The sequence below is a fragment of the Prosthecobacter sp. genome (genome assembly GCF_029946185.1).
Classification (GTDB): domain Bacteria; phylum Verrucomicrobiota; class Verrucomicrobiia; order Verrucomicrobiales; family Verrucomicrobiaceae; genus Prosthecobacter.
In genome coordinates, this window is record NZ_JAQSEA010000237.1 from 1 (window position 1) to 14,996 (window position 14,996).

Here is a 14,996-nt window from a genome sequence, read left to right on the forward strand (position 1 = left end):
GAGGCGGGTTTCATGTGCGTCTGAAAGAAGCGGAGTCAGGCGGGAAGTCCACTGTCGAATGTCTTGACGTGCCCGCTGCCTCCGGCCAGCATCGCGGCCATGTTCCTTCTTGCCGCAACCTCGGCCAACTACTGGCCCTTCGTCGTTCTCGCTGTCTGTGTCGCTTTCATCATCATCGCGATCAGCAAGCTGCGCATGCATCCGTTTCTGGCGCTGGTGCTCGCGGCGCTGCTGGCCTGCCTGCTCGCGGGCAAGGATTCCTGGGATGTGGTGCAGAAGGATGGGAAGATGAAGGCGATGTCATCACTGGTGGGCGCGGTGGAAATGGTGTCCAAAGGGCTGGGTGATTCGGCACGTGACATCGCGATCTCAATCGCGCTGGCGGCGATCATTGGCATGTGTCTCATGGAAAGCGGCGGCGCTGACAAAGTGGTGCGGCGCTTCCTCGCGTTCTTCGGAGAAAAGCGTGCGGGCTGGGCGCTGCTATGGAGCACCTTCATCCTGAGCGCTCCGATCTTCTTTGACACGATGTTCATGCTGATGGTGCCGCTGGCGATGGCGCTGCGCATGCGCACAGGCAAGGACTACACGCTCTACCTCATGGCAATTTGCTGTGGCGGTACGGTGACGCATTCCATGCTGGTGCCGCATCCGGGGCCGGTGGCCGTCGTGGAGAGTCTGCACCTGAATGTGGGCGAATCACTGGTGGGCGGGCTGGTCATCGGTGCCATCACCTGTTTCTTTGGATTCCTCGTGAGCAAGTGGCTCAATGCACGCACCGACGTGCCGCTGCGTGAAAAGGGCGGTGTCTCGCTCTCAGATCTTCAAGGCGTCAGTGCGAAGCCGGAGAGTGAGCTGCCCTCGTTCTTCTGGAGCATCATGCCGGTGGTACTGCCGATTATTTTGATCAGTCTCACGACGGTCTTTGAGCTCGCACATGAAGGCGCGGCCAAAGGCGCTGGCTGGGGTCTGTCGATGGTGAACGCTCTGGGCGGTGAGGATGGATTCGCTGCGGTGCGAGCCTGGGTGGATTTCATCGGGCACAAGAACATCGCGCTGATCATCGGTGCGTTCATTTCCATCGTGGTGCTGGTCAAGCAGCGTGGCTTCGGTTTGAAGAAAATCGAAGAACTGATGGGGCCGCCGCTGGAGACGGCGTGCATGATCATTCTGATCACCAGTGCGGGGGGAGCATTCGGCTATGCGCTGCGTCAGGCGGGTGTGGGCGGTGCGGTGGAGAGTCTGGCGAAGGACTACAGCCTCAACCTAATTTTGCTGGGCTGGATCGTGACCGCCGTGGTGCGTGTGGCTCAAGGTTCCGCCACCGTGGCCATGCTGACGGGTGCTTCCATCATGGCACCGATGGTGGCAGCCGGGTCTCTCGGCTGTCATTCGATCTACCTTTTTACGGCCATCGGCTTCGGCGCGATGTGCGGCTCATGGATGAATGACAGCGGCTTCTGGGTGGTGAACCGCCTCAGCGGCATGACCGAAAAAGAAACCCTGCGCACCTGGTCCGTGCAGCTTACGGCGGATTCAGTGATCGGTCTGCTGGTGACACTGACCTTGAGCAAAGTGCTGCCGATGGTGTGAGAGTCGTGAGCGGCCTTGAAATGGATGAAGCATTCTGGTATGGTAAGAACTGCCATGAGTGCGACCCAAGTAATTGAGCTTTACGATGCCCTGCCGGCGCAGGAGCAGCGTATCGTTGCCGAGCACATCGGCAAGGATGCCACCGCCCAGGTGTCAGAACAAAAGCCATCGGCAGAATTTAAGGAGTTAGTGAATCGAGTTTTCGACAAACACAGCCAGCTTATGGAGCGCCTTGCGAAGTAATGAATGAACCGCAGTTCATTGCTTGGCACGAGATCGCAATCATTCACGAAATCTCCATTAAACGTTTCGGCGGTTCACACGGGATACGTGATGAACATCTCATTCACTCAGCTCTCGGCGCGGCCATGAATGACTTCCACTATGCTGCCGTCGATTTTGCAGGCATCGCGGCTGCGTATGCCTTCCATATCGCGCAGGCGCAGGCTTTTCTGGATGGCAACAAGCGGACTGCGATTGGTGCAGCTTTGGTATTCCTGGAGCGAAGTGGTGTGGAGACCCGGATGGAGTGGGGTGACGCCCTCTATGATGCGCTGCATGCTGTGGCCGAGAAGAGAATGGACAAGTCCAGTCTGGCAGACTTGATCCGCTCACTCATGGCTTCCAAGCCATAGCAACAAACCCGATTCGTCAAAGCGTGAGCAAGCTGCTGCCGTTGGTGTGAGACCTGTTTGCTGCAACTTGGTTAAACATTGCGAGTTTTGCATGCGATATGGCTTGTGACCAAGGCGATTGCGAGTGGAACAGCGACGAACATTGCGAAGGCAATCAGTGAAGTACGAAGCGTGTCTGGGAATATGGCGAAGACTGACTCGGAAGGAGATCTCGTAGTGCGGTAACTCGTCCATGCGTAGTTGATTTCGGTGACTCTGTTGACGACGAATGGCGGCAAAACCGTGATGGCAGTAAAGCAGACTCTGTGAACTCCTCCCGCACAAGACAGCAATAAGATGGAGACTATAGTTCCCAAGAACCAAGCGCCCACCGCACCAAAACCGGCGTGAAGGGGCAGAATGGAATTGACGATAGCCAGTGACAACGCCCCACTTAAACGAAGCCAATTGATAATCTTCATTTGTATGAAGGAATAAACACAATCCTCTACCTTGTGTCAAACACGGTGCATCTTGACAGCATGACTGGCTAGCCGGATGACTCGTACATTCATGCCCGACCTCGCGACCCATTCCCAGCTCAGCGTACTCATCCGCCATCGTCGTTCCATCAAGCCGGTGGACATGGATGCGACGCGGAGTGTGGAGCGTGCGCTGCTCACGCAAGTGCTCGAAGATGCGACGTGGGCACCGAATCATGGGATGACGGAGCCGTGGAAATTCATCGTGTATCAGGGCGCAGGTCGGCAACGGCTCGCGGAGACGATGCAGCGCGTGTATCGCGAGACGACTCCGACGCATGAGTTCCGCGAGGACAAGATGAAGAAGATGAGTGAGAACCCGCTGCTGGCACCCGTGGTGATCGCCTGCGTGATGGAACGTCGCGGTGGTGCGAAGATTCCTGAACTCGAAGAGATCGAAGCGGTGGCCTGCGCGCTGCAAAATTTGCAGCTCTCCGCCACGGCGGCAGGTCTGGGCTGCTACTGGTCCTCCCCTCCCCTGCTGAGCACGCGTGAGTTTGCGGAGTGGTTGCAAATCGGCGCGGAAGATCGCTGCGTGGGTCTCATTTATCTCGGCTGGCCGCGTGCGGGACTGAACTGGCCGAAGAGCGTGCGGAGGCCGGTCGAATCAAAAACCCAATGGTGCGATGACTGAGTGGTTCACCAACGCTTGGGATGCGACGGCGCATTTTTTCACCGCGATGCCGTGGCAAGTCTGGGGCGTGTGGACGCTGACGATCTGCCTGCTTCTCGTAGGCATCATTGGTTCGGTGGTGCCGTTTCTACCGGGACCGCTGTTGATTTTTGCGGCAGGCATTATTCATACCGTGCTGCGCCCTGAGTCTGGCATGAGCACCTGGGGCATCGTGATTTTATCGCTCCTGCTGGTGCTGTCCTATGTCGTTGATTTCGTCAGCGGTGCGATGGGTGCACGCTGGTTTGGTGCGAGCCGTTGGGGTGTCGCGGGGGTGTTCATCGGCGGCATCGTGGGCATGTTCTTCTTCCCGTTTGGTTTGGTGCTGGGCCCGCTGATCGGCGGGGTGGCCTTTGAACTGCTCTTTGCCAAGATGAAGCTGCAACCTGCCGCGAAATCGGCCTGGGGATCGCTGCTGGGTACGGGCGTGGGCCTGGTGCTGCGACTGATCTTGGTGCTGGCCATGGTGGCCACGTTCTTTCTCGATGCGCTGGTGTGGTAAGCCATCAAGCCTTGCCGTTCAGGAGCATGCGAGCGCCAAAGACGACAAGGATGGTGCCGAAGATGCGTGTGAGTGTTTCGTTGCTCATGGACTTCAACCAGCCTGCGCCAAAGTAGGCGAAGATGGACGCGGAGACTGCCGTGATGGCGGCGACTTTCCATTCCACGTAGCCATGCTTGGCGTTCTGCGTGGTGGCCATCAGTGCCGTGGGAATGATGATGGCGAGTGACGTCGCTACTGCCGTTTTATGCGGCAGCTTGAGGAAGAACACAAACGCGGGAACCATCACCACACCACCGCCGACGCCGCATAAAGCTGCGACAACGCCGCTGACGATGCCAATGGCGAGACAGGCGAGAATCGTGGAAGTGGGCATGGTGGATTAGCGGGATTGTCTGGCGAGCAGGCCGACGAGCAGACGCTCAAGCACGAGCTTGGGATCGAGTGATGACGTGACGAGTTTCGAGTTGGCGGTGAGGCAGGCTTTGAATCCTGCATGGAGTTCTTCGAGCGAGAAGTTGCCCGTCTCGGGGATGGCGAGAAACATCGGGTAGGCGTTGAAACCGGTGCCATCTTTTTTGCGTGGCAGATGCGAGGTGGCGGTGGAAGGCAGGCTTTCAAGCGAGGACGTGAAACCAGCGTAGTTGAACTTGTTGAGCTTGTGGCGTGAGCCGAGGTCCTTGATGAGGAGCAGGCTGCGCACCCGTGGCACGATGGCAGCGAGCAGCAGGCCGATGGCGTTCTGCCCCTGATACATGAGCGTGCTGAGCAGCTCCAGCGCGCGCGGCAAATCGCGTTTGCCGATGGCGTTGCCGAGATCCCATAGCACGCCTGCGCGGCTCATGGAGACCATGTTTTGCACGGTCTTCAGTCCAGCACGGCGGCGCTCGCCGAGATAGAGATCGATCTTTTCGAGTTCGTTTTCCATCTGCCGCGTGTCATCGCCGGCCATCTGCACCAGCAGTTCCAGAGCACCGCTTTCAAAGGTGAGGCCGAGGTCCTTGGCCTTGCGTGAGGCCATGGCGAGTACGGGTCCTTCCCACCCGGCGCGTGAGGTGTCGGGCTTGTCGAATATTTCGAAGTTGGCGAGTTTCGAGATGCGCTTGTAGGTGTTGCGGCGCTTGTCGATGCCCGTGGCGCTGATGACAAAACTCACATCGCTGCCGAGGCCACGTTCGACCACATCCAGGATGCGCTCGAATCCATTCACCGCATCCTGGCCTTTGCCCGGACCGGAGTCTCCGAGGAAGTTCGCGTACTTGAGCCACACCACTTTGCTGCCGCCAAAGAAGGGCAGTGTTTGCAGCGCCATGCATACGTTCGAGCAGATCTTGCCGGCGTGTTCGGCGTTGTCGGCGGTGCCGTCGATGATGTCGTTGCTGAAGTCGCCCGCATCCGGTGGCGTGAGGCTGCGCACGAGCATGAGCGCGGCTTCCTTCACGCGCGCTTCATCGCTGCCAATGAAGACATTCAACTGGCTGGCAGCGGGTTGTTTTTTCGGCGGCGGCATGCTTTACCGATGGAGCAGGATGCGCATGGCTTCAAGCCTCACGGCGTGTGCGATCTTGACATGTGTTCGGCGATTTGGTGAAATCAGGGCAAATACAACCATTATCCTATGAAAACTTCATTGATTGGGTCCAGGGTTTCGACGGCGGTCGTGCTTCTAACAACTGCCTTGTTCATATCTGCAGCGGGCTTTTCAGCCATGGCGGAAGATCTGAATGCGGTGTTTCAGCAGGGTCGCGCCGCTTATTATAAAGGTGACTTGGAAACGGCGCAGCGCCTGCTTTCCCGAGTGGCGGCGGCGAATCCGAAGCACGCCGAGACGGCGAGCATGCTGGCCTACATCCGCGCCAACTACCAGCCTAAGGACACCTCGCTGAAGAAGCAGTACTCGGCTGTTATTCTGCCAAAGGTGGAACTGCAGGACGTGACGCTGACCGAAGCTATCCAGGGTCTGCGGGCGCTGTCCAAAAATGCGAGCGGCGGCAAGGTGACGCCCAACGTGATCGTGAAGGGCGATGAACTGGCGAATCGCAAGCTTAGCTTGTCACTCGCCAATGTTCCTTTGGATGAAGCGTTGAACTATGTGACGCAGCTCGTTGAAGCCAAAGCGACCTACGACAAGCATGCCGTCATCCTGACCAGTCAGGCTGATACGATCACCTCTGCGGTGGAAACGAAGTAGTACACCTCTGCGTGCGGCAATACAGCATGGATTTTTGCTGTAGATAATTGATGATGAATGAGTTACGCTTGTGTAACTCATTCATCGGAGTTCAGGCTGGGGTGCTTCTCGGAAAGGTGCACCCTACCCTGCCCTGACTGTCTCAGTCGTTGAAGAAGTGACGTCCGGTTTGGCCGGCTTCGGTCTTGTTATCCACTTCCCAGTACACATCTTCAAAGATGGACTCGGGTTCTGGATAAGGACTGGCCTTCGCGAACTCGGCGGAGTCTTCCGCTTCCTTCTGCGCTTCCTTGTCGATCTTCTTCAGCTCTTCTTCGGTGGCGACGCCTTCGGTGAGGAGGTTGCGCTTCCACACCTGAATGGGGTCGTGCTCGTTTTGGAACTGCTCGACTTCTTCCTTGGTGCGGTACTTGAACTTGTTGGCGTCAGCCACGGAATGCCCTTCCCAGCGGTAGGTGGCGATTTCGATGATGCTCGGCTTTGACTGGCTATGTGCCCGCTCGATGGCCTTGCTGACTCCGGCGCGGACTTCGTAGATGTCGGCCCCATTGAACTGCTCCCAGGCCATGCCGTAACCTTCGGCGCGCTTGGCGAGATAGTCCACGTAGGCGGATGAGCGCTGTTGGCTGGTGCCCATGGAGTAGCCGTTGTTTTCGATCACGTAGATCACGGGCAGATCCCACAGCTCGGCGAGATTCAAAGATTCATGGAAGGCACCTTGGTTCACTGCGCCGTCGCCGAGGAAGCAAAGTGCGGCACCTTTGAGACCACGGTATTTCAGACCGTAGGCGAGGCCGAGGCCCAGCGGGGTCTGGCCGGCCACAATGCCGTGACCACCCCAGTAGTTTTTGTCAGGAGCGAAGTAGTGCATCGAGCCACCCTTGCCGCGTGAGCAACCGGTGGCCTTGCCGTAAAGTTCGGCCATGCACTCGTTCATGCCCATGCCCACAGCCAAAGCGTGTGCGTGGTCGCGATAAGCGGTGATGACGTGATCGTTTTCGCCCATCACGGAAACGGTGCCGACGGCCACAGATTCCTGACCGATGTAGAGGTGGAGGAAGCCGCCCATCTTACCGGCTTGGTAGTGCTGGAGGGACACCTGCTCGAAGCGGCGGATGCGGACCATCTGACGATAAAGTCCCACTTTGTCGGCAGCGGTGAGCTTCTGATTGATGGGGTCGGCGGCGTGTTTCGCCAGGGCGTTTGAGGGGGCTTTTGCGGTGGCCATGAGGTAGGGCGATACTAGCTTGCTGCATGCCGGAAGCAAGCGGGGTGTTTGGCACAGACAGGACTGCGAGTGCTTGGCGGGAGTTTATCGTCGAAACAATCCTATCTGGTGTTTTTACACTGCCAGAATCACGTGCTAAAGAGACCCTCATGAAGGTGGAATTTCTGGATAAGTGCATGGCAGATGGCTCGCGATTGTTTGCCACCACACAGGAGTCCATCTCCTGGGCTGAATTACGCCGGCATTTGGAACAGTTGCATGGCGTGGAGATCCTTCAATTCATGACCGATGGCGTCGTGGAGGGCTGGCTCGACTTCAGCTACTTGGGTCACCAATTTTCCGTCAACGACCCCATGGGAGAGTTCTGGTTCTTTGTCGAAGACCCGACTTCCTGTAGTTTCCCCATTAGCGAATTGATGTCCCACCTCAGGAAGTGGCAGCCCGCCGCCTGAGCTTCCACCCTTCCCACGCCGCTGCTCCTAGCATGCCTGTAGCCAAAAGACAAATGGACAAGCCGAGCCGGGAGACACCTTTTTGCAAAACCGAGTCTGCTGGGTTTGTTGGGTCATAAAACACGGTGACCCTCTGTCCCGCCTGCCAATCCCGAAAACTCGGTTCAGACGCATAGGCGGCCTCGGCAGCTTCACGGCTTTTATAGGAGGGTAGTGGCAGAGTCGCTGCGGCATGCGAAAAGCTGTGCCCCGTGTGTCGTATGCGCTCCACCTCATAGACATAATCCACGCCCACAGTGTAGTCATAGGTCAGCTTTTTTCCATAACGGCTACTCTCGATCCGGTGGCCGGTGATGAGACCAGAGACGGTGGGCCATGAGTTTGATCGCTGCGCCGGGACCCACAAACAGAGACCCAGGGCCAGCAGTGCCAATCCACTGGCCCCTAGAATCCCTGCCACAAGCCAGGTGCATCCTCGTGATAGTGGTGGCCGGGGTGTTTCATGCTTCATGGTTTTTCCTTTCCATCCTCCGGTTTTCCCCAAGGGTCAACGCTGCGGCTCGCATCTCGAAACAAGGCCCTGCCGCCGCGTTCCCGCCGCCCCGTGCGTAAACGATAAATCTCAGCGCTACAGAAAGCCACTGCCATCGCGATGAAGAGCATACCGAAGAACAGGAATGCGCCTGCCAAGGAGTCTTCAAAGGAATTGATTTTCTTCTCGAGAAATTCGGACATCGCATGGGACAACAGGGCCGAATGGGGTGTAGTTCGATTCGAATGACTCAGGCCTAGATAGGTGAATAACAGCACGGCAGGCGGTATCATGACCCAAAGCCGGTTCCAATAGTAGAACCCAAAGAAGGCGAGACCTGTCAGGATGGAGCTTGGAATGACGATCACCATCAGGGCCTGACAGGCATTAGCCTTCCCAAAGCCGAACCATCCGATCAGTTGGAACGTCACCATTAGCCCGAGATATAGCCAGCCGGAGAACTTCATACAGCGTGTGGTTTGCCTCACCTACAGCATGTCTTCCCCTCTGGCAAATCTCTACTGTTTGGGGGGAAAACCTCTCTCTGGGGCCTGTTTTTTGTTCCACATGGAACAATTCAACTCCCGTGCTATCCTCCTTACCCCTTCCCTGCCCTCCCTTTTTTCCCATGTCCGCCAGCCTCTACACCTTCCCCAAACACTATGACGTCATCGTCTGCGGAGCCGGCCATGCCGGGGTGGAGGCGGCGATGGCGGCTGCTAGGCTCGGTTGTCAGACGGCCATCCTCACCCAGAACCTCGACACCATCTCCCAAATGTCCTGCAACCCGGCCATCGGGGGCTTGGCCAAGGGGCATGTGGTGCGCGAGATCGACGCCCTCGGCGGCGTGATGGGCCGGAATACGGACGCTACTGGCATCCAATTCCGCATGCTGAACGCCCGCAAGGGGCCCAGCGTTCAGGCTCCCCGTGCCCAGTGTGACAAGAAGGCCTACCAGTTCCGCATGAAATGGCTGATCGAAAACCAGCCCAACCTCGACCTCCATCAAGGCAATGCGGCTGAGTTGCTGGTCGAAAACGACGCCATCACCGGCATCCGCACCAGCCTCGGAATGATCTATCGGGCTAAGGCGGTCATCATTTCCTCCGGCACTTTCATGCGTGGACTGCTCCATGTGGGGCAGCAAAACCAAGCAGGAGGGCGCATGGGGGACAGTATTTCGACCCTGTCCGACAGCCTCCGTGAGCTCGGCTTTGACGTCCAACGCTTCAAAACCGGCACCCCCTGCCGCCTCAACAGCCGCAGTATCGACTTCTCTAAGTGCGAACTCCAGCCCGGCGACGAGCCTGCCCCGCGCTTCAGCTACCTCACCGGCACCCTTCCCGAAGATGAATCTGAATATGAGGACGGGGGCTCGAATCCCCTCCCCTCCACCGGACCGAACCAGTTCACGCTCAACAATTGGACTCCGGAAAAGTTCCACGTGGAACAAATACCCTGCTGGATCACCTACACGACCCCTCAAACGCACGACATCATCCGCGCCAATATCCACAAGTCGGCCATGTATTCCGGTCGGATTGAGGGGGTGGGGCCACGCTACTGCCCCTCCGTAGAGGACAAGGTGGTGCGCTTTGCCGAGAAGGATCGGCATCAGATTTTCCTCGAACCGGAGGGCCGCCACACCCGCGAGTTCTACGTCAACGGCGTCTCTACCTCCCTGCCCTTCGAGGTCCAGTACGAGTTCATCCGCTCTATCCCCGGCCTAGAAAACGCCGAGATCGTCCGCCCCGGCTACGCCGTGGAGTACGATTATTGCCCCCCAACCCAGCTCCACCCGACCCTGGAAACCAAGCGCATCTCCGGCCTCTACTTCGCCGGGCAGATCAATGGCACCTCCGGCTACGAGGAAGCCGCAGGTCAGGGCCTCATCGCCGGGGCCAATGCCGCGCTCAAGGCCCAAGGCCGCCCCCCTTTCCTGCTCCAGCGCAGCCAGGCCTATTTGGCTGTGATGATTGACGACCTCGTGACCAAGGGCACCACCGAGCCCTACCGCCTTTTCACCTCCCGCGCCGAGTACCGTCTTCTCCTCCGCCAGGACAACTGCGACCTCCGCCTCACTCCCCTCGCGGCCGCCATAGGCCTCGTCTCCCCCTTCCGTATTCGCCATACGGAGGCCAAATCCACCGCCCTCGCCACCGCCCGCACTCTGCTGCAGGAAGTCCGCCTTGATGGCGTGACCCTCGAAAAATGGCTGCGCCGCCCCGAAAGCATCCCCTCCCAGGTACCCGCAGAGATCTACTCGCAGTTTACGCCTGAGGTCTGGAGCCTCGTCGAAAACGACGTCAAATACGCCGGCTACATCACCCGGCAGGAAGACATGGTCGCCAAAACCTCCCGCATGGAGGAAAAGATGATCCCCTCCGACTTCGATTATCACGCCATCCCCGGCCTGAAAACCGAAGCCAAACACCGCCTCACCGCCCTCCGCCCCGCCACCCTCGGCCAGGCTGCGCGAGCCCAAGGCGTGAATCCGGCTGACATCGCACTGCTGGCGGTGATGCTGAAACGGGGGAGCAAAGAAGTCGAGAGCGCAGAACTGCGGTCCTAAAGTCCTCAACCCTCCCCACTCGGACCCCCCTTTCGTCCTTGTTCTCTTTCTCCTTCTCGTCCTCGATCCTTGCGGGTGGCATCACCCTCATGTCTCTATTGGCCCCATGACTGCCCTCGGAATTCTGGTGCTCGCGCTTTTGGCCTATCTCGCGTTTCATTACGGGACACGATTCCTTACCTCTTGGTTTGCCAACCGCGCAGTCGCCAAAGCCCTGTCTCCAGATACCCCTCGCACGCGTCTCGACCCCGAAAGCCGTTTCGTCATCCACCTCAGCGAAACCGAAGTCTCCTGTAACCGACCCGATGGCACCATCGAAAGCGTACGCTGGGGCGACATCCAAAAGGTCGAGGTGCTCACCAATAGCGACGGTCCGTTGCTGCCCGATGTCTTCTGGCTGCTCCACGGTACTGAAAAAGGCTGCTGCATTCCCCAAGGTGCCACCGGCGATTCGGAACTCTTGGACCGCCTTCAAAAACTCCCGGGCTTCAACAATCAAGCCTTCATCGAGTCCATGGGCAGCACCCAGGAAGCCCTTTTTCTTTGCTGGCAAAAGCCTGCTTCTTAGTCGGTCCCAGCCACATGGGCTTGCATTGCTGTGCTCGCTACATCCATGGCACTTCATTTAAGCGGAGAAAAGTCTCCCTGCTTTCGTTGCTGCCAAGGCTGGTATGAACAGGAGGTTTTAGACTCAAGTTGCTGAACATCGTTGACGCATGGCCCTCTATAAGTCTTCATCCATTCTATGAACAGTTGTTGGTTTCTCTTGCTCGTCCTACTTCCCTTCACCGTGGCTCAAGGCGGTGGTAAGCATTTGGAGATCATGGCTCCGCTGAGCCGGCAGCATGATTTTTTCGGCAAGCCTCATCAAGTGACTGAGCGCTGCTTTGAGAGCACCGGCGGAAAGGAATCCAAACTCATGTCCACCAAGCATTCCGAGTATGATCCGGAGGGCAACGCGCTGCGAATTGAGACGTTCAACGAGGCCAACAAAAAGACCGACTCCGAAATCTATAAATACGACGCGGAAGGAACTTGGACCACACTCGTCGAGCAATCAGGTGGGTCCGCTTCAACGACGTTTCACATCTTTCTCGACCCGGCGTCACGACGGATCGCCCACGTCGATGCTAGGACGAAACAGTCGGAATTTTACAGCTACTCAGTCCAAGGCTTTGAACTGGGCACCACTATGAAAACCGCCGCCGGCAAGGTCGTGGAGCGAACCATGTTCCAGCGCAACTCGGCGAATAAGGAGGAGCACGTGGTGTTTGAGGAGATGCCGGGGAAGATGACAACGGAGTTTTCTATCCAGTGGTTGGAGAAGGGATTTGAATCCGGATCGACGATGATCATGCACGATGAAGGCGGAGATCGCATCGTGATGAGTTACGAGTACCCTGAGGTGGACGTGACAGGGAACTGGATTGTCCAAGTCAAGACACAGGTGCTGCATCAGACGAGTGGCGAGAGGGTTTCTCTTCCCACGGAGACAACCAAACGCGAGATCAAGTACCACCCCTGACTAACGGCTTCAGTTCCTCAATCTTCGGTCAGAGAGGCTTGTTGTGTGAGAAATATAGACGGTCATTTCACCTCCCCTGCTGCACCCGCACATTCCTCACCTCCACCGTCTCACCGGGCCGCAGCTTGAAGCAAAAGTACCCCTTCATACCGGCGGGCGCTTTGTCGGTCTGCAACGCGGCGGGGGCATCCCCCACCCAAGCGGTTTGCTTGCCCTGCCAGCGGCTGAGCAGGAGATTGTGCCACTCCTTGTCCTGCGGCACCTTGAGGCAGGTGAGGCGCTGGTTACCACCATCGGCGGACTGAAGGTCGAAGGATTCAAGCTGCCCTCGGTAATCGGCGGAGACGATGAAGTCGCCGTCCAAGCGAGCGCGGTGGTAGAGCAGGATGGCGCGGGGCCAGTTGCTGTCGGTGGTATTACGAGCGGTGAGGACGCCGCCCTGGATCTGCACGGTCATCTTGTCCAGCGGGTGCTCGACCCAGCGGTTGTCCTTCTTGGACCAGCACCACACCCGCCAGTCGGCAGCTTGCATGCTGGTGATGCTGCTGGCGGCTTGGGGTAGAGCAGCAGCAGGCTGCGGAGTCGAGGGCACGGCCGCAGGGGTGGTGGCAGTGCGGACGGCGGAGGGGCGCAGCTCGCGCAGCTTGAGATTGCGGTAGGCCACCTCGGCACCGTGATCCTGCAAAGCAATCGGCGTGGCGCGCTTGACACCTACTCCTGTGTAATGCTGGTATTTGCTGGTAGCGATGATACGCTGCAGCTCCACGCTGCCTAGCTCGCATTCGGCTACCTTGCGGCCATTGAGCCAGTGCTCCACATGATTGCCATTTACGACGATGCGCCCCTGATTGAACTCGCCTACGGGGCGCAGTGTCTTGCCTGTAGGAGTGACCAGTGAGTAGATGGAGGCGGCGAGCCGGTTCGCGGCGTTGTTCGCGTGCGGGGCGTCATCCAGCACCTGGTATTCGAAGCCTACGGGGCTGTCGCCCGTGTCGCCGGGATAAAAGTTGGCCGTGCGCTTCTCGCCTTCGGTGAAGAGATACTCCACGCCGCTGTTGCCCACGGGGCCGACGCGCCATTCGAATTCGAACTCGAAATTCGTGTACATCGCATTGGTCACGAGATCACCGCCGGTGCCATTGGGGCGGCCATTGCCCGGAGGCAGGACGAGGCAGCCGTTCTGGATCTTCCACGACCCGGCCGTCACGGACTTCTTGCCATACGTGTGCCAGCCAGCCGTGCTGTGCCCATCAAACAGCAGCCGCCATCCTGCGGCTTGTTCCTGCGGCGTGAGGGTATTGGCAGCGGCCAGCGCTGCGATGGCTTGAAACAGCAGTGCAACGGCCATGACGGCCAGCCCAGGGAGGAGGAAGGGAGATCGGTGCATGGCCAGTGAAAGTGGCTGAATGAAAGCGGTGCGCGCAGAGGAAGGCAAGCCCGGAGCCTGAGGACAGCTCATTACAAAACAGCGGCAAGAATATCGCAGCACGATGTACAGGTTGCATCACCGCGACTGAAATGTTGAGTGCAGGCCCATGAAGCGCTCTAACTCCGTCTCCATCCTCCTCGGTCTTTGCATGCTGCTCGCAGCCTCCTGCGGCACGGTTCCTGATGCCAACGGCACCTACAACGGCAAGCCCGTCCTCACCCGTGCCAGCCACCCTTCAGGTGGCCCGATGCATGAGGTGAAGGGCACCTACCTAGGCCGCCGCTACTTCACGCCACCTGGCTCAAAGACCGGCCTGCAGTGGATCGATGTGTACGGCCAGTGATATCTTCAAGGCGGATATTCCACACCGTTCAAACAGCTTTGGTAGAGGTGGAGTCAGCCATCCCACTCGCTAATATTTCGTCAAATACCGACGTTGTGGAAGTACGCATCTGCTTTCTGCCATATTGCCTCATGAAAACCGCCCTGCCCTGCCCCGCGTCATTACTCTGGTTGTTCATGGCCTTGGTGCTGACAGGGCATGTGCACGCGGACAACGCTCTGGAAATCATCGGACGGTGGGAGTGCGTTGAATCGCGCATTGGCACCACGACCTTCACCACCGCGCAAGGCGAGAAGAACCCCGTGGCCGAGTTCCGCGCCGACGGAACGTTTACTGAAGGCAACAGGTCTGGCACCTACAGGTGTTTCGACGACACCGTTCTTCGACTTACTTTCCTCGAGAACGGGAAAAAAGGTGTGAGCAAGGATTATCAGATCCGCATCACTGGAGACTCGATGGTGAAGAAAAGTTCGGATAGATCGAAGCTTGCTCCTGAGGAGAAGTACCGACGCTTGAAATGACGCGAGGTACAATGCCCGCGCGTCTGCTATGATTCGAATGACAGAGGGCGAAGGGGGAAAGGCATCACTCCTCACTCCAGCGAATGTCTCTTCGTACCCCGACGTTGTGGAAATGCATATCGGCATCCTGGATAAATCCCTCTTTATCGATACGCAGTCCTTCCGCTTTGAGAAGGCGGCGTTGCTTGCGTGACGACTCAGGAGGCATGTTTGGGCTAATGCGTGCGTTCGCCGCGACGACGCGGTGCCAGGGCAGCGCGGCGGATTCTTCCGGCGTGA

17 protein-coding genes and 1 pseudogene are annotated in these 14,996 nt (G+C 58.1%); 12 read left to right on the forward strand and 6 right to left on the reverse strand.

Annotated features, from left to right (window positions below):
* Window positions 1-99 precede the first annotated feature (99 nt).
* The 5 genes from PSV43_RS19660 to PSV43_RS19680 all read left to right on the forward strand — a co-directional run bounded on the left by PSV43_RS19660 (window position 100) and on the right by PSV43_RS19680 (window position 3,924).
* Window positions 100-1,593: an SLC13 family permease gene (locus PSV43_RS19660; protein ID WP_300201503.1), complete on the forward strand. Its 1,494-nt coding sequence runs from the start codon at window positions 100-102 to the stop codon at window positions 1,591-1,593.
* 54 nt (window positions 1,594-1,647) lie between these two features.
* A complete protein-coding gene (locus PSV43_RS19665; RefSeq protein WP_300201506.1) occupies window positions 1,648-1,836 on the forward strand; it encodes a hypothetical protein in 189 nt (62 codons plus the stop codon).
* The gene (locus tag PSV43_RS19670; protein WP_300201509.1) at window positions 1,836-2,228 is read left to right on the forward strand and encodes a type II toxin-antitoxin system death-on-curing family toxin; all 393 of its coding nucleotides are present in this window, start codon (window positions 1,836-1,838) and stop codon (window positions 2,226-2,228) included. Before PSV43_RS19665 ends, PSV43_RS19670 begins: the two co-directional genes overlap by 1 nt.
* 552 nt (window positions 2,229-2,780) lie before the next feature.
* Window positions 2,781-3,383: a nitroreductase gene (locus tag PSV43_RS19675; RefSeq protein WP_300201511.1), complete on the forward strand. Its 603-nt coding sequence runs from the start codon at window positions 2,781-2,783 to the stop codon at window positions 3,381-3,383.
* A complete protein-coding gene (locus PSV43_RS19680; protein ID WP_300201514.1) occupies window positions 3,376-3,924 on the forward strand; it encodes a DUF456 domain-containing protein in 549 nt (182 codons plus the stop codon). Before PSV43_RS19675 ends, PSV43_RS19680 begins: the two co-directional genes overlap by 8 nt.
* Before the next feature lie 4 nt (window positions 3,925-3,928).
* On the opposite strand, the gene PSV43_RS19685 is transcribed toward PSV43_RS19680, so the two are convergent.
* Window positions 3,929-4,300 (reverse strand): sulfite exporter TauE/SafE family protein, encoded by a 372-nt coding sequence (locus PSV43_RS19685; protein WP_300201517.1) that lies wholly within the window; start codon window positions 4,298-4,300, stop codon window positions 3,929-3,931.
* Between the two features lie 6 nt (window positions 4,301-4,306).
* A complete protein-coding gene (gene holA, locus PSV43_RS19690) occupies window positions 4,307-5,434 on the reverse strand; it encodes a DNA polymerase III subunit delta (protein ID WP_300201520.1) in 1,128 nt (375 codons plus the stop codon).
* Between the two features lie 198 nt (window positions 5,435-5,632).
* Here holA and PSV43_RS19695 point away from each other — a divergent pair, with 198 nt between their 5' ends.
* Window positions 5,633-6,115 carry a hypothetical protein gene (locus PSV43_RS19695; protein ID WP_300201523.1) on the forward strand — a complete coding sequence of 161 codons (483 nt, stop codon included), beginning with the start codon at window positions 5,633-5,635 and terminating at the stop codon, window positions 6,113-6,115.
* Window positions 6,116-6,257: 142 nt separating this feature from the next.
* Here the strand turns inward: PSV43_RS19695 and pdhA are convergent, their stop codons facing one another.
* The gene (gene pdhA, locus PSV43_RS19700) at window positions 6,258-7,343 is read right to left on the reverse strand and encodes a pyruvate dehydrogenase (acetyl-transferring) E1 component subunit alpha (protein ID WP_300201526.1); all 1,086 of its coding nucleotides are present in this window, start codon (window positions 7,341-7,343) and stop codon (window positions 6,258-6,260) included.
* 149 nt (window positions 7,344-7,492) lie between these two features.
* On the opposite strand from pdhA, the gene PSV43_RS19705 reads away from it, so the two are divergent.
* Window positions 7,493-7,795 carry a hypothetical protein gene (locus PSV43_RS19705; RefSeq protein ID WP_300201529.1) on the forward strand — a complete coding sequence of 101 codons (303 nt, stop codon included), beginning with the start codon at window positions 7,493-7,495 and terminating at the stop codon, window positions 7,793-7,795.
* Window positions 7,796-8,302: 507 nt separating this feature from the next.
* On the opposite strand, the gene PSV43_RS19710 is transcribed toward PSV43_RS19705, so the two are convergent.
* A complete protein-coding gene (locus tag PSV43_RS19710) occupies window positions 8,303-8,794 on the reverse strand; it encodes a hypothetical protein (RefSeq protein ID WP_300201532.1) in 492 nt (163 codons plus the stop codon).
* A 161-nt stretch (window positions 8,795-8,955) separates the two neighbouring features.
* Here PSV43_RS19710 and PSV43_RS19715 point away from each other — a divergent pair, with 161 nt between their 5' ends.
* The 3 genes from PSV43_RS19715 to PSV43_RS19725 all read left to right on the forward strand — a co-directional run bounded on the left by PSV43_RS19715 (window position 8,956) and on the right by PSV43_RS19725 (window position 12,424).
* Window positions 8,956-10,899 carry a tRNA uridine-5-carboxymethylaminomethyl(34) synthesis enzyme MnmG gene (locus PSV43_RS19715; RefSeq protein ID WP_300201535.1) on the forward strand — a complete coding sequence of 648 codons (1,944 nt, stop codon included), beginning with the start codon at window positions 8,956-8,958 and terminating at the stop codon, window positions 10,897-10,899.
* A gap of 106 nt (window positions 10,900-11,005) precedes the next feature.
* Window positions 11,006-11,467, forward strand: a complete 462-nt coding sequence (locus tag PSV43_RS19720; RefSeq protein WP_300201538.1) for a hypothetical protein — start codon at window positions 11,006-11,008, stop codon at window positions 11,465-11,467.
* A 198-nt stretch (window positions 11,468-11,665) separates the two neighbouring features.
* The gene (locus tag PSV43_RS19725) at window positions 11,666-12,424 is read left to right on the forward strand and encodes a hypothetical protein (protein WP_300201542.1); all 759 of its coding nucleotides are present in this window, start codon (window positions 11,666-11,668) and stop codon (window positions 12,422-12,424) included.
* Window positions 12,425-12,491: 67 nt separating this feature from the next.
* Here PSV43_RS19725 and PSV43_RS19730 read toward each other — a convergent pair whose 3' ends face one another.
* A complete protein-coding gene (locus PSV43_RS19730) occupies window positions 12,492-13,811 on the reverse strand; it encodes a DUF1080 domain-containing protein (protein WP_300201545.1) in 1,320 nt (439 codons plus the stop codon).
* Window positions 13,812-13,959: 148 nt separating this feature from the next.
* Here PSV43_RS19730 and PSV43_RS19735 point away from each other — a divergent pair, with 148 nt between their 5' ends.
* Both PSV43_RS19735 and PSV43_RS19740 read left to right on the forward strand, forming a co-directional pair.
* Window positions 13,960-14,196, forward strand: coding sequence for a hypothetical protein (locus PSV43_RS19735; protein WP_300201548.1), 237 nt, complete (start codon window positions 13,960-13,962; stop codon window positions 14,194-14,196).
* 131 nt (window positions 14,197-14,327) lie between these two features.
* The gene (locus PSV43_RS19740; protein WP_300201550.1) at window positions 14,328-14,717 is read left to right on the forward strand and encodes a hypothetical protein; all 390 of its coding nucleotides are present in this window, start codon (window positions 14,328-14,330) and stop codon (window positions 14,715-14,717) included.
* A 64-nt stretch (window positions 14,718-14,781) separates the two neighbouring features.
* Here PSV43_RS19740 and PSV43_RS19745 read toward each other — a convergent pair.
* Window positions 14,782-14,996 (reverse strand): annotated as a pseudogene (locus PSV43_RS19745) (MGMT family protein); the annotation flags it as partial.

Bases quoted from the DNA above. Each gene is read 5' to 3' on its own strand.
- PSV43_RS19660 (WP_300201503.1), top strand. From the start codon at position 100: ATGTTCCTTCTTGCCGCAACCTCGGCCAACTACTGGCCCTTCGTCGTT.
- PSV43_RS19665 (WP_300201506.1), top strand. From the start codon at position 1,648: ATGAGTGCGACCCAAGTAATTGAGCTTTACGATGCCCTGCCGGCGCAG.
- PSV43_RS19670 (WP_300201509.1), top strand. From the start codon at position 1,836: ATGAATGAACCGCAGTTCATTGCTTGGCACGAGATCGCAATCATTCAC.
- PSV43_RS19675 (WP_300201511.1), top strand. From the start codon at position 2,781: ATGCCCGACCTCGCGACCCATTCCCAGCTCAGCGTACTCATCCGCCAT.
- PSV43_RS19680 (WP_300201514.1), top strand. From the start codon at position 3,376: ATGACTGAGTGGTTCACCAACGCTTGGGATGCGACGGCGCATTTTTTC.
- PSV43_RS19685 (WP_300201517.1), bottom strand. From the start codon at position 4,300: ATGCCCACTTCCACGATTCTCGCCTGTCTCGCCATTGGCATCGTCAGC.
- holA (WP_300201520.1), bottom strand. From the start codon at position 5,434: ATGCCGCCGCCGAAAAAACAACCCGCTGCCAGCCAGTTGAATGTCTTC.
- PSV43_RS19695 (WP_300201523.1), top strand. From the start codon at position 5,633: ATGGCGGAAGATCTGAATGCGGTGTTTCAGCAGGGTCGCGCCGCTTAT.
- pdhA (WP_300201526.1), bottom strand. From the start codon at position 7,343: ATGGCCACCGCAAAAGCCCCCTCAAACGCCCTGGCGAAACACGCCGCC.
- PSV43_RS19705 (WP_300201529.1), top strand. From the start codon at position 7,493: ATGAAGGTGGAATTTCTGGATAAGTGCATGGCAGATGGCTCGCGATTG.
- PSV43_RS19710 (WP_300201532.1), bottom strand. From the start codon at position 8,794: ATGAAGTTCTCCGGCTGGCTATATCTCGGGCTAATGGTGACGTTCCAA.
- PSV43_RS19715 (WP_300201535.1), top strand. From the start codon at position 8,956: ATGTCCGCCAGCCTCTACACCTTCCCCAAACACTATGACGTCATCGTC.
- PSV43_RS19720 (WP_300201538.1), top strand. From the start codon at position 11,006: ATGACTGCCCTCGGAATTCTGGTGCTCGCGCTTTTGGCCTATCTCGCG.
- PSV43_RS19730 (WP_300201545.1), bottom strand. From the start codon at position 13,811: ATGCACCGATCTCCCTTCCTCCTCCCTGGGCTGGCCGTCATGGCCGTT.
- PSV43_RS19735 (WP_300201548.1), top strand. From the start codon at position 13,960: ATGAAGCGCTCTAACTCCGTCTCCATCCTCCTCGGTCTTTGCATGCTG.
- PSV43_RS19740 (WP_300201550.1), top strand. From the start codon at position 14,328: ATGAAAACCGCCCTGCCCTGCCCCGCGTCATTACTCTGGTTGTTCATG.